An 11,237-nucleotide genomic window follows, 5' to 3' on the forward strand; every position below is an offset into this window, starting at 1 on the left:
GCCAGACGCAGGCGGCCGCGCCTTCCGGCTGCGCCGGGCAGCCCAGCGGCGGCTGTCCCTGCTGGGCCCACGGCAGCCAGTCGCGCAGCGCGGCGGGCAACTCGGCGGGGGTCAGCGGCGCGGCGTGGGCGATGGTGCAGAGCAGCCCCAGCGCAGCGGCTGCGACGGAACGGACAAGGTGGTTCGACGGCATGTTTTCCTCCCGGGGGCGCATGCTCGCAGAAGCGCGGCGGGGTCGGGCGCAGCGTTTCCCTAACATCCTGGCCGTCTCAGACGATGCCGAGCACCGATGCCTGTTCTTGAATCCTCACCCGCAGCCATGGCCCCTGCAACGCCGACCAAGCGCTGGCATGCGCTCTTGCTGGCGTTGGTGACGGCCCGCCGGGCGGGGTCGTTGACGCTGCACTGCCTGCTGGCGTGGCCGGCGGCGCTGCTCCCGAGCGCGGCCTTCATCGGCGTGGCTTATGGCCTGGGCCTGGCACTGGGCATTGACATGGCGTTCTTCGAAGCTCCTGAACGCGAGGGCACGTTCAAGGAGTTCTTCGGTATGGTGGTGTTCGCGCCGCTGGTCGAGACGCTGTTGCTGGCCGGCCTGCTGGCGCTGTTGTCCCGCATGTCACGTCGGCCTGTGTTCGTCGCAGCCGCGTCAAGTGTGCTGTGGGGTTGCCTGCACGGGTCGTTCGGCTTGCTCTGGCTCGTCGGCACCTTCTGGAGCTTCTACATCTTCAGCTGCAGCTACCTGGCCTGGCGGGCGCAGGCGTGGTGGAAGGCGTATGTCGCTGCGGCGCTGCCACACGCGGTGCTCAACCTGACGGCTTTCCTGCTTTTGCTGCTGGACTAACGGGGCCTTGCAATGCATCAACAGTGCAGTAGTCTGCGACAACCCCGGCTTGACCTGGTCGAGTTTTTCGACCAGGTGCTGCTCTGATCCAGATTCCGCCTGAGCCGCGCCGAGGCGCCGTGCAAACCTACTTCAGCGCGGCTGCCAGCTCAACGACACCGCCCATCCCCGCGGCGCCGCCGGCTCGAAGTAGCGGCGATTGGCGTCGTTGACGATGACGCTGGCGACGGTGCTGCGGTTGAGCAGGTTGTCGGCGCGCAGCCGCCAGCGCCACTCGGGTGCCAGCTGGCCGCCGATGTTGAAGCCCCACAGCGCGCCGCCGGCAGCCGCGGCGGTGCCGGCGTCGTTGGCGGGCAGGCGGGCGCGGGCCTGCAGGCTCAGGCCGGCATCCAGACCTGACCCTTGCCAACGCAGCTCGGCGCTGCCGTGTGCCGCCGGCACGCCGGGCAGCGGCTGGCCGGTGGAGGTCACGCGGGTCAGCAGCCTGGTCGCGGTCAGGTCCAGGCGCCAGTCGCGCGCCAGCGGCAGCTGCGCGGCGGCTTCCAGGCCGCGGCGGCGGGTCTGGGCGGCGTTGGTGAACACGGTGCGGCCGCCGCTGCTGGCCAGCACGCTGATCTCGTCGCGCGTCTTGGCATGGAAGGCGGTCAGCGCGAGGCGGCGCTCGCCATCGCGGACCTCCCAGCCCAGCTCGACCTGCTGGCTGCGCTGCGCGCGCAGCTCGTTGTTGAAGCCGCTGCCCTGGGCGCGGTAGGCCAGTTCGGTCAAGGTGGGCGACTCGGCCGCGCGACCCAGCGCCAGGCGCAAGACCTGACCCTCGGTCGGTCGCCAGGCCACGCCGGCGACGGGCTGCAGGCCGCTGAAGTCGCGCGCGCCGCTGTCATCGCCGTTGGCCAGGTAACGGTCGGTGCTGTCGAAGCGCAGGTCGGTCGCGCGCAGGCCGGCCAGCAGCTCCCATTCGGGCGTGGGCGTCCAGCGCCACTGGGCATAGGGCTCGCTGCTGCGGGCGCGATTGGTCTCGTCGCGCTTGAGGGCGCCGGTTTCGCCGGCCTGGTTCAGGTAGCCACGCCGGGCGTCGCGCTGGGTCTCGACGGCCCAGCCGACGGTCAGCTCATGCTCGGGGGCCAGTGACCAGTTCAGCCGCGCGTCGATGCCACCAAAGCGGCGCCGCAGCTCTATCACGCCACCGGGATGGGACGGCGTGCTCTGCACGTTGAGCGGGATGGACTGCCACTGGTCCACCGCGCGATGGCCGAGCCAGCTGGCCACCTGCACGCGCAGCTGCTCGCTCATGTCGCGCTGCCAGCGCAGGCCGAGCTGCTGCTGCTCGGCCGTCTTGCGGGTGTTGGAGGCCTTGGCCTGCGGTGCGGTCTGGCGCGGGTCGGCGGCGAACTGCTCGGCGGTCAGGCCCAGCGGGTCGTCGGCCGGCTGGCTTTGCAGCTGCAGCACGGCCATGAACTGCTGCCCCGGCGCGCGCAGCTGCCAGCGTGCCTGCGCCAGGCGGCGTTCGCTGGCGCTGTGGGCGCGCCAGCCGTCGCGCCGGGTGAGCTGCGCGGCCAGGCTCAAGGCCTGACCCTCGGCGGGCAGGCGGTCCAGGCTGATGCTGGCCTGGCGCAGGCCGAAGGCGCCGAGCGCGACGCTTGCCTGCGTCTGCGCCCGTGTCGGCCAGCGGCTCTGCAGCGCGACGACGCCACCGCTGGCGCTGCCATAGAGCGCCGAGAACGGGCCGCGCAGCACCTCCAGCGCCGCGGCGTCGGCGATCAGCCAGTGGCCGAGCTGGCCCTGGCCGTCGGGCGTGCTGGCGGGGATGCCATCGGCCACCAGGCGCAGGCCGCGCACGCCGAAGCTGGCGCGCGCGCCGAAGCCGCGGCTGGAGATCTGCAGGTCCTGGGCGTCGTTGCCGCGGTTGGCGGCGTACAGGCCCGGCACCCGCGCCAGCGCGCGGGCCAGCGCCTGCGCCGGGTCCTGCGCCTCCGCATCGCGGATGAGGGTGGCCGCGTCGATGCGCTCCAGCGCCAATGTCGGTGCGGCCGCGCGGCCGTTGAGCACGACGGTGTCGAGCTGCACCGGCTCGCCGGCCAATGCGAGAGCGGCAAGCAGCAGGCTCATGTCACGGGGTCGTGGGCTTGACCCGCACGATGCGGCCGTGCCCTTCGAGGACGAGGTAGAGCAGGCCGTCGGGACCTTCGCGCACATCGCGAATGCGGCCGGCGTCGGGGAAGAGTTTTTCCTGCTCGGCCGGGCGGTTGTCGGCATCGAGCCTGACGCGCTCCAGGTGCCCGAACTTCAGCGAGCCGACGAAGAAGCTGTTCTGCCAGACCGGGCCGTACTTGGCGCTCCTGAGCCGCACCAGGCCGGCCGGCGCGATGGATGGCACCCACTTGACGACCGGCTGCTCCATGCCGGCCTTGGCCGCCAGGCCGTCGCCAATGCGGCCGCCGCCATAGTTCTCACCATAGGTGATGACGGGCCAGCCGTAGTTGAGCTTCGGGTTGATGAGGTTGAGCTCGTCGCCGCCCTGCGGGCCGTGCTCGTGCTGCCAGAGCTTGCCCTGCGCATCCAGCGTCAGGCCTTGCGAGTTGCGGTGGCCAAGGCTCCAGATCTCGGGCAGGGCGCCGGCCGTCTTCACAAAGGGGTTGTCGGTCGGCACGCTGCCGTCCTTGCCCACGCGCACGATCTTGCCGATGTGGCTGTCCAGCGTCTGCGCCTTGTCCATGCCCTTGTAGCGATCGCCCAGGCTCATGAAGAGCTTGCCGTCCGGCGTCTCGACGATGCGGCAGCCGAAGTGCAGGCGGCCCTCCATCTTGGGCTGCTGGCTGAAGATGACCTTGACATCGGTGAGGCGCTTGAGGTCCTCGCTCAGGCGCGCGCGGGCCAGCGCCGTGCCATTGGTCTTCTTGTCGGCGCTGGGCTCGCTGTAGCAGAAGTAGATGGTGCGGTTGCGGGCGAAGTCGCTGTCGGTGACGACATCGAGCAGGCCGCCCTGGCCAATCGCGTCGACTGCCGGCACGCCCTGGATGGGCGCGCCGGGCCTGCCGCCCGGCGCCGCCGTCCTCATCTGGCCGTCGCGCTCGGTGATCAAGAGCTGGCCGCCCGGCAAGAAGGCCACCGCCCAGGGCGTCTTGAGGCCGTCGACGACCGTTTCGAGCTGGGGCGACTGGGCCTGGGCGGCGGCGGTGAAGCCCAGGGCGATGAGCAGGGGAAGGAGACGCTGGTTCATCGGATGCGGATGGACGAAAAACGGGCCCGCATCATCGCAGCGTGTGAGACATCGCGTCGCTTTCCGCGCACATACCCCCAGGCATCTCCCTTGCCCCTGCCGCGGCATGGCCGACGCCAGGACCCCGACGCACCGCTACGCCAACCGCAGCGGCGATTCCGGCGTCGTCGCCTATGGCCTGGGGTCGGGTTGGATCACCGTCGAGTTCGCCGAGGGCCACGTCTATCTGTATGACCAGGGCCGACCGGGCGCTGCGGTAGTGACCCAGATGCAGCGCCTGGCCCAGGCCGGTCAGGGCTTGAGCCGCTACATCAGCCGCAACGTGCGCCAGAACTACGCCAAGCGGTTGCGTTAGGACCGTCGCATGACCAGCAGCAGGCCTTCGACGCCTTCGTCGCTTTCCTTGCGGATGGTGCTGCGCCGCGAAGATTCGATGCCCAGGCCATGGGCACAGGCCAGCCTCTGCAGATAGGCCGGCGAATGGGCGTAGCGGCGCGTGGGCCCGAGCCGGTAGTCGCCTCCCTCGCAGGCCTCGACCGAGAAGGCGAACAGCCCGCCGGGCCGCAGCGCTGCGCTGGTGGCGCTGAAGACGGCGTCCAGGTCACCGATGTAGACGAAGACATCGGCCGCCACGGCGATGTCGAAGGGCTGCGACTGCGCGGCCAGCACGCCAATCAGGTCGCCCTGCAGCAGTTCGTCATAGTGGCCCTGCTCGCGGGCCTTGGCCAGCATCAGGTTGGAGAGGTCCACGCCGACGAGGCGGCGGCTGAGGGGGCGCAGCAGCGGCCCGCACAGGCCGGTGCCGCAGCCGAGGTCGATGACGTCCGCCCCGTCCGGCGGGTTGGCGAGCTGCAACTCGGTGACCAGCAGCCCGGGCGTGCGATAGCCCAGGCGCTCGGTCAGGTGCTGATCGAAGTTGTGGGCATACATGTCGAACAGCGCTTCGACATAGGCCACCGGCGCCGTGGACGGCGCGCTGCCGACGCCCAGCGAAGCCAGCGCGTAGCGGATCTGGTCGACATCCTTGCCCAGCGCCAGCGCCTGTTGGAAGGTCTCGATGGCCTGGGCGCGGCGGTGCAGCGTCAGCAGGGCCTCGGCGCGGCCGATCAGCGCGTCGGCGTAATCAGGCTGCAGGGCCAGCGCCGCGTCGAAGCTGGCCAGCGCCTCCACCGGCCGCTCCAGCGCGCGCAGGCTCGTGCCGCGGTTGCGCAGGGCCTTGGCATCGCCGGGGCGCACTGCCAGCGCCCGCTCGAAGGCCTGCACGGCTTGCTGGTGGCGGCCCAGGCTGCCCAGCGTGTTGCCGAGGTTTGTCAGCGCCGGCGCACTGTCGGGGCGTTGCCGCAATGCCTGGGTCAGCAGCTGGTGTGCCTCGTCGAAGCGGTCGGTCTGGCCGCAGATGACACCCAGCAGGTGCAGGGCGTCGAAGTGCCCTGGCGCCTTGCGCAATACGCGGCGGTACAGCGGCTCGGCCTCGGCCAGCCGGCCTTGCTGATGCAGGGCCAGGCCGCGCCCGAAGTCGTCGTGCCGCTCAGTCATCCCACAGCGTGTGGAACAGGGTCAGGCCGACACTCAGCAAGTCCACCGTGAAGGCGGCGCCGAGCAGGTCGGGCCGGGCCAGCCGCGGGTCCTCGCGCTGGGCACGCGAGCGCTCGCGCGCCATCGCCACGATGGTGTCGGCGATGTCGGTGCTGGCGGTCGCACGCGGTGCGCTGGCCTTGGCGTAGGTCTGCAGCGCCTTCTCGACGGCCTGCGGGTCCAGCAGCGACAGCGCCGAGCGGCAGTGCGAGCAGGCGTCTTCCCTGCGCAGGTCCACCGGCGCGCCGCAGCTGCTGCAGTGGATGACGCCGACCTTCCTGGCGATGTCCGCGATCTCGGGCCGGGTGAGCTGGCGCACGAAACCCTTCTCGATCATGAAGGACGCGAAGCTGCTGAAGCGGCCATGCCGGTTGTCGCAGCGGTGGGTGATGAAGCGGCCGCTGCGCACGAGGTCGAAGCCCTGCGTCAGCTGCGTGCGGCATTGCGGGCAATTCAGCCGGCTGGCCAGCGGCTGGTGCTGGGCGGCCAGGTGATGGTGCATCTCCTTGAACACCGTCGCGATGGCTGCGGGGGCCAGCTTGAGGTTCTCCAGGTGATCGAACCAGATGCCCTGGCAGCCGAAGCAGAAGTCGATCTCCACCTCGCCGTTATAGATGCCGGGCAGCACATGCACCTGCATGGGCTCGCGGCAGGACGGGCAGGGTCGGGCGGCGGGCGTGGGCATTGCGAAATGGTAGACGCTTCCCCATAGACGTCCCGCCTTCCAGCCGTGGTTGAAACACCACCGCCGCTGCCCGCAGTCGGGGCGGTCCGTGGCAGTGCGTCAAGCATGGAGCTGCGCGTGTTTTCAGCTGTGCATCGCTTCGCTATGCTCGCGCGCCGTTGACGCAGCCATAGTCAGATGCCTGCGCGGCGCAGGGAGAAAGAACTTGGCCATCACACTGACCGATGCGGTCGCGGAGTTCGGGCGCGCGGCCTTTGCGAAGTTGTCGAGCGCCACGGCCAAAGGCGAGCCGGAGGACCAACTACGCGGTCCGTTTGAACAGTTGCTCAAGGACATGGCAACACTTGCCGGCCATGCTGCTGCTGTGTGAGGAAGTGGCCGAGGCCCTGGGCCGGCGTGACCCCGCGCTGACCGACCTGGCCAGCGACTGGCGCCACCTGCTGTTCCCCAACGCCGACGACGCGCAGTTTGCCGATGGCTATGCCCAGGCGGTCACCTTTGGCATGTTGATGGCCCGGGCTCGGGCCATACCCATCACGGCCGACCTGCACGCCGTCTCGGTCGAGCTGCGCAAGACCTCATCGCTGATCGGCACGGCGCTGCAGCTGCTGACCGACAACGCCACCCGCGCCGCGCTCAAGACCTCGCTGGGCTCACTGGAGCGCGTGCTCAACGCGGTGAGCTGGGCCAAGATTAGCAAGGGCCGCAGCGACGCCTGGCTGTACTCGGCACGGGCATCGTCGCGTTCATCACCGTGGCCGGTTTTCTGAGCGGGCCGGGCTTTCAGCGCATGCGGAAGTACCTGCGCCAGCGCTGCCAGGACATCTGGGTGATCGACTGCAGCCCCGAGGGCCACCAGCCCGAAGTCGGCACGCGGCTGTTCCAGGGCGTGCAGCAACCGGTTTGCATCGTCATCGCCTCGCGCCGGCGCGACAACGCGGCGGCGGACGATGGCGCCGCGAAAGGTGCAGCGGCACTTGCGAGCCCCAAGCTCGCCGCCGTTCACTTCCGTGCGCTGCCCGCCGGTCATCGGAAGGACAAGTTCGCGGCCCTGGCGGCGCTGCGGCTGGACGACGGCGACTGGCAGGACTGCCCGGCAGAGCCGCGGGCGCCATTTCTCCCGGCGGCTGTGGGCGCCTGGGCGGCGTTTCCGGCGCTGGAGGATTTCTTTGTCTATGACGGCTCGGGCGTCATGCCCGGCCGCACCTGGGTCATCGCGCCGGATGCTGAGTCGCTGAGGCAGCGTTGGGAGCGGCTGGTGAATGCGCCGGCTGCGGACAAGGAGGCGTTGTTTCATCCGCACTTGGTTGGCGGCAAGCTCGGAGACCGGCACGTCAGTCGCAAGGTCTCAAATTCGCTCGCTGGCTATCAGGTGAGCAGCAAAAGCGTCGGCGATGAGTCTGGCGACTGCTTGCCACCCGTGCGCCTTGGCTTCCGCTCCTTCGACCGCCAGTGGATCATTCCGGACATCCGGATCATCAATCGGCCGAATCCGCAGCTTTGGGTGGTTCGCTCAGATCAGCAGGTATTCATCTCGGCCTTCACCGAAGAATCGCCAAGTTCCGGGCCAGCGTTCACGGTCACTGGCCTTGTGCCCGACCTGCATCACTACAAAGACTCCTTCGGCGGCCGCGTCTTCCCCCTCTGGGCCGATGCTGCCGCTACCGTGCCCAACCTGCACCCCTCGCTGCTGACCCATCTCAGCGCGTGCTATGGCCAGCCGGTTACTGCCGCAGGCGGGCGACCTGCTGGCCCGCATCTGCGCCGGCCCGCTGTTCGACGAGGCCAGCCTGCGCGCTGCCGGTGCGCTGCCGGCCCCAGGTGCGGCCAGCACGCGGGCAAGGCCAGCGGTACAGAGGGTTGGCGGAGCCAACCTCGACTTGTTTGCGGCGGATCACGCAAGCGAGGCGGGCCAGCCGACTTAGCCAACATCGGCCACGCGCGCGCCTTTCGTTGCATCATCCGGCCATGAACCGCGACACGCTGCTGAAGCTGCTGGCCGAGCACAAGCCCGTGCTGGCAGAGCGCTTCGGTGTGCGCCGCCTGGCCTTGTTCGGCAGCATGGCACGAGGGACGGCGCGGGCCGACAGTGACGTGGATGTGTTGGTGGCCTTCGACGGCCCCGCGACGTCCAAGCGCTTTTTCGGCGTTCAGTTCTATCTGGAAGACATGCTTCAGCGCCCCGTCGATCTGGTCACGGAGACGGCGTTGCGGGAACGCTTGCGGCCGTTTGTTGAGCGCGACGCGATCCATGTTTGAACGCGAAACCCGTATCTACATCGAGGACATGATCGAGTTCTGCGGCAAGGCGCTGGCCTACTCCAGCGCCCTGACCGAAGCGACGCTGACCGTCGACGCGATGCGCTACGACGCATCCTGCGCAATCTCGAACTCATCGGCGAAGCCGCGACCCATGTGCCTGAGGCGCTTCGTGCCATGGCACCGGGCGTGCCTTGGCGGCAAATCGTGGCCACGCGCAAACGTGTCGCTCATGCCTACCTGGGTATTTCTGCCGACACGGTCTGGAGCATCCTGCACGACGACTTGCCAGCACTGGACCTGGCGCTGCGCGCATTGCTGACGCGGATGGATCAAGAGCCACCCGCAACCGGGCGTTGATCAGCCGTCCAGCCGTTGCTGGAACACCAGCCCCGCGTGCTCGCGCAGCGCATGGAACTTGATCTTGGGCCAGTTGGCCTCGATGGCGCGCAGCTCGGGCGCGTACTCGACGAGCACGGTCGGCGCGTCCACCGCGTCGTAGGCCATGCGGTGGTCGTTGGCGTCGATGAAGCGCTTGAGCTCCTTCTCGCCGCCGTCCTCGGGCGCGCAGGTGACCCAGCGCGCGACCTGGAAGCGGCTGGGCATGACGCGCGCCTTGCAGCCGTATTCATGCTCCAGCCGGTGGGCGACGACCTCGAACTGCAGCTGGCCCACGGCGCCCAGCAGCAGCACGCTGCCGGCAATCGGGCGGAAGACCTGGATGGCGCCTTCCTCGCCGAGCTGCTGCAGGCCGGCCTTGAGCTGCTTGGTCTTGAGCGGGTCGGCCACTTCGACGGCGCGGATCAGCTCGGGCGCGAAGAAGGGCAGGCCGGTGTACTGCAGGGCCTCGCCCTCGGTGATGGTGTCGCCCAACTGCAGCACGCCGTGGTTGGGAATGCCGATGATGTCGCCGGCGAAGGCCTCGTCGAGCAGCTCGCGCTTCTGGCTCATGAAGGTGACGACGCTGTTGGGCCGCAGCGTCTTGCCCGAGCGCACCACCTTGAGGTTCATGCCGCGCTCGAAACGACCCGAGGCCACCCGCACGAAGGCGATGCGGTCGCGGTGGGCCGGGTCCATATTGGCCTGGATCTTGAAGACCACGCCGGTGAACTTGGGCTCCTGCGGCTGCACGGTGCGCTGCATGGCCACGCGCGAGTCGGGCGCAGGGGCCAGCTCGACGAGGGCGTCCAGCACCTCCTGCACGCCGAAGTTGTTGACGGCCGAGCCGAAGAACATCGGCGTCTGCCTGCCGCTCAGGAAATCGTCGTGCACGAACTCCGGCGCGGCGTCGCGCACCAGCTCGATCTCTCCTTTGGCCTGCTCGTACTGCATGCCGAAGCGCTCGGCGTACGCCGGGTTGTCCAGGCCATCCAGCACCTCCTCGGTGCCGGCGGCGCGGTCCTCGCCGGGCGCGAACACGCGCATGCGCTGCTGGCGCAGGTCCATCACGCCGTGGAAGGCCTTGCCCATGCCGACCGGCCAGGTGAACGGCACCACCGTCATGCCCAGCTCGCGCTCGATCTCGTCCATCAGCGCCAGCGGGTCCTGCACCTCGCGGTCCATCTTGTTGACGAAGGTCAGGATGGGCGTGTTGCGCGCGCGGCATACCTGCAGCAGCCGGCGCGTCTGCGGCTCCACGCCGTTGGCCGCGTCGATGACCATCAGCGCCGCGTCCACCGCGGTCAGCACGCGGTAGGTGTCCTCGGAGAAGTCCTGGTGGCCGGGGGTGTCCAGCAGGTTGATGACGCAGTCGCGGTATTCCATCTGCATGACCGACGAGGCCACCGAGATGCCACGCTGCTTCTCGATCTCCATCCAGTCCGACGTGGCGTGGCGCGAAGCCTTGCGCGCCTTCACCGAGCCGGCGATCTGGATCGCACCGGAGAACAGCAGCAGCTTCTCGGTCAGCGTGGTCTTGCCGGCGTCGGGGTGGCTGATGATGGCGAAGGTGCGGCGGCGCCGCACCTCGGTCTCGATGCGGCTGGCGGTGGGTTCGGACATGGAGGACGCTGGACAGGGGTAGCCGGCAATTATCCGTGCCGACGCTGCACGCTCAGGGCAACGGCCCGGGCGCGTGCAGCGGCGGCAGCGCGTCCAGTCGCCGCTCGATCTCAGCCAGCATCCGGCGGTAGGCCGGCGCATCCACGCCGCCGTAGGTCGCGAGGAATTCCCCTCTGCCGAGGAATTCCGGCAGGTCGGCCACGTCGGGCATGAAGTCGCTCTCCCGCGCGCCACGCGCCAGCCGCTCCTGCAGCGCCCGTGGCTCTCGCCGGGCCAGCAGCCCCAGCCGCGTGCCGGCACGGTCGGCGGCAATGTCGTTGAAGCTGAAGCCGCTGCCGTGGCGCAGGTCGGCCACTTCCTTGTAGACGCCGATGGCGTCCGCCAGCGGCCCGCCGCCCTCCAGCGCCAGCGCGGCGGAGATCAGGAAATGCTGCGCGAAGTCCTCGCGGCCGGCCAGCGTCATCGTGACCTGCGGCGGCTGCGGCGCGGCCCGGACCGCCGGCACCAGGTCGGACATGCGTCGGCCGGTCGCCTGCAATGCGAGCGTCAGCAGCGCCGCGCGGTTCTCCGCGAGTGCATCGCCGCCGCCAGCGCTGCGCTGGCTGGCGAGCGTGAACAGCGGCGGTAGCAGGCGGGCCAGCGGCAGGCCTTCGCGCACC

14 protein-coding genes are annotated in these 11,237 nt (G+C 69.6%); 7 read left to right on the forward strand and 7 right to left on the reverse strand.

Going from position 1 to position 11,237, the window contains the following annotated elements:
- Nucleotides 1-193: hypothetical protein (locus tag ACT6S0_RS23615; protein ID WP_444766207.1), on the reverse strand; the 193-nt coding region annotated here is incomplete at its 3' end.
- Nucleotides 194-319: 126 nt separating this feature from the next.
- On the opposite strand from ACT6S0_RS23615, the gene ACT6S0_RS23620 reads away from it, so the two are divergent.
- Nucleotides 320-841, forward strand: coding sequence for a hypothetical protein (locus ACT6S0_RS23620; protein ID WP_444766208.1), 522 nt, complete (start codon nt 320-322; stop codon nt 839-841).
- A gap of 132 nt (nt 842-973) precedes the next feature.
- On the opposite strand, the gene ACT6S0_RS23625 is transcribed toward ACT6S0_RS23620, so the two are convergent.
- Nucleotides 974-2,947, reverse strand: a complete 1,974-nt coding sequence (locus ACT6S0_RS23625) for a TonB-dependent receptor family protein (RefSeq protein ID WP_444766209.1) — start codon at nt 2,945-2,947, stop codon at nt 974-976.
- Between the two features lies 1 nt (nt 2,948).
- Nucleotides 2,949-4,058, reverse strand: a complete 1,110-nt coding sequence (locus ACT6S0_RS23630; protein ID WP_444766210.1) for a PQQ-dependent sugar dehydrogenase — start codon at nt 4,056-4,058, stop codon at nt 2,949-2,951.
- A gap of 106 nt (nt 4,059-4,164) precedes the next feature.
- Here ACT6S0_RS23630 and ACT6S0_RS23635 point away from each other — a divergent pair, with 106 nt between their 5' ends.
- On the forward strand, nt 4,165-4,413 hold the full coding sequence (locus ACT6S0_RS23635) for a hypothetical protein (protein ID WP_444766211.1): 249 nt from the start codon (nt 4,165-4,167) through the stop codon (nt 4,411-4,413).
- Here the strand turns inward: ACT6S0_RS23635 and ACT6S0_RS23640 are convergent.
- Together ACT6S0_RS23640 and ACT6S0_RS23645 are read right to left on the reverse strand one after the other, a co-directional pair.
- Entirely contained in the window at nt 4,410-5,594 is a 1,185-nt protein-coding gene (locus ACT6S0_RS23640; protein ID WP_444766213.1) for a tetratricopeptide repeat protein, read from the reverse strand. The genes ACT6S0_RS23635 and ACT6S0_RS23640 overlap by 4 nt on opposite strands.
- Nucleotides 5,587-6,318 (reverse strand): TFIIB-type zinc ribbon-containing protein, encoded by a 732-nt coding sequence (locus ACT6S0_RS23645; protein WP_444766214.1) that lies wholly within the window; start codon nt 6,316-6,318, stop codon nt 5,587-5,589. Before ACT6S0_RS23645 ends, ACT6S0_RS23640 begins: the two co-directional genes overlap by 8 nt.
- A gap of 205 nt (nt 6,319-6,523) precedes the next feature.
- On the opposite strand from ACT6S0_RS23645, the gene ACT6S0_RS23650 reads away from it, so the two are divergent.
- The 5 genes from ACT6S0_RS23650 (at nt 6,524) to ACT6S0_RS23670 (ending at nt 8,937) form a co-directional block, all read left to right on the forward strand.
- Nucleotides 6,524-6,688, forward strand: coding sequence for a hypothetical protein (locus ACT6S0_RS23650; RefSeq protein ID WP_444766216.1), 165 nt, complete (start codon nt 6,524-6,526; stop codon nt 6,686-6,688).
- Nucleotides 6,672-7,088, forward strand: a complete 417-nt coding sequence (locus ACT6S0_RS23655) for a hypothetical protein (RefSeq protein ID WP_444766218.1) — start codon at nt 6,672-6,674, stop codon at nt 7,086-7,088. Before ACT6S0_RS23650 ends, ACT6S0_RS23655 begins: the two co-directional genes overlap by 17 nt.
- Nucleotides 7,073-8,290 (forward strand): type ISP restriction/modification enzyme, encoded by a 1,218-nt coding sequence (locus ACT6S0_RS23660; protein ID WP_444766219.1) that lies wholly within the window; start codon nt 7,073-7,075, stop codon nt 8,288-8,290. The genes ACT6S0_RS23655 and ACT6S0_RS23660 overlap by 16 nt, the downstream gene beginning before the upstream one ends.
- On the forward strand, nt 8,287-8,577 hold the full coding sequence (locus ACT6S0_RS23665; protein WP_444766220.1) for a nucleotidyltransferase family protein: 291 nt from the start codon (nt 8,287-8,289) through the stop codon (nt 8,575-8,577). The genes ACT6S0_RS23660 and ACT6S0_RS23665 overlap by 4 nt, the downstream gene beginning before the upstream one ends.
- A 117-nt stretch (nt 8,578-8,694) precedes the next feature.
- Nucleotides 8,695-8,937 carry a HepT-like ribonuclease domain-containing protein gene (locus ACT6S0_RS23670; RefSeq protein WP_444766224.1) on the forward strand — a complete coding sequence of 81 codons (243 nt, stop codon included), beginning with the start codon at nt 8,695-8,697 and terminating at the stop codon, nt 8,935-8,937.
- On the opposite strand, the gene ACT6S0_RS23675 is transcribed toward ACT6S0_RS23670, so the two are convergent.
- The gene (locus tag ACT6S0_RS23675; protein WP_444766222.1) at nt 8,938-10,578 is read right to left on the reverse strand and encodes a peptide chain release factor 3; all 1,641 of its coding nucleotides are present in this window, start codon (nt 10,576-10,578) and stop codon (nt 8,938-8,940) included.
- A 52-nt stretch (nt 10,579-10,630) separates the two neighbouring features.
- The coding region (locus ACT6S0_RS23680) for a hypothetical protein (RefSeq protein WP_444766223.1) at nt 10,631-11,237 on the reverse strand (607 nt) is incomplete at its 5' end.

The organism is Roseateles sp., assembly GCF_052436255.1.
Taxonomy (GTDB): Bacteria; Pseudomonadota; Gammaproteobacteria; order Burkholderiales; family Burkholderiaceae_C; genus Pelomonas.

What these genes read in the sequence shown, in the direction of transcription:
- ACT6S0_RS23655 (WP_444766218.1), top strand. Translation starts at nt 6,672, where the DNA reads ATGCTGCTGCTGTGTGAGGAAGTGGCCGAGGCCCTGGGCCGGCGTGAC.
- ACT6S0_RS23635 (WP_444766211.1), top strand. Translation starts at nt 4,165, where the DNA reads ATGGCCGACGCCAGGACCCCGACGCACCGCTACGCCAACCGCAGCGGC.
- ACT6S0_RS23620 (WP_444766208.1), top strand. Translation starts at nt 320, where the DNA reads ATGGCCCCTGCAACGCCGACCAAGCGCTGGCATGCGCTCTTGCTGGCG.
- ACT6S0_RS23675 (WP_444766222.1), bottom strand. Translation starts at nt 10,578, where the DNA reads ATGTCCGAACCCACCGCCAGCCGCATCGAGACCGAGGTGCGGCGCCGC.
- ACT6S0_RS23630 (WP_444766210.1), bottom strand. Translation starts at nt 4,058, where the DNA reads ATGAACCAGCGTCTCCTTCCCCTGCTCATCGCCCTGGGCTTCACCGCC.
- ACT6S0_RS23645 (WP_444766214.1), bottom strand. Translation starts at nt 6,318, where the DNA reads ATGCCCACGCCCGCCGCCCGACCCTGCCCGTCCTGCCGCGAGCCCATG.
- ACT6S0_RS23625 (WP_444766209.1), bottom strand. Translation starts at nt 2,947, where the DNA reads ATGAGCCTGCTGCTTGCCGCTCTCGCATTGGCCGGCGAGCCGGTGCAG.
- ACT6S0_RS23640 (WP_444766213.1), bottom strand. Translation starts at nt 5,594, where the DNA reads ATGACTGAGCGGCACGACGACTTCGGGCGCGGCCTGGCCCTGCATCAG.
- ACT6S0_RS23665 (WP_444766220.1), top strand. Translation starts at nt 8,287, where the DNA reads ATGAACCGCGACACGCTGCTGAAGCTGCTGGCCGAGCACAAGCCCGTG.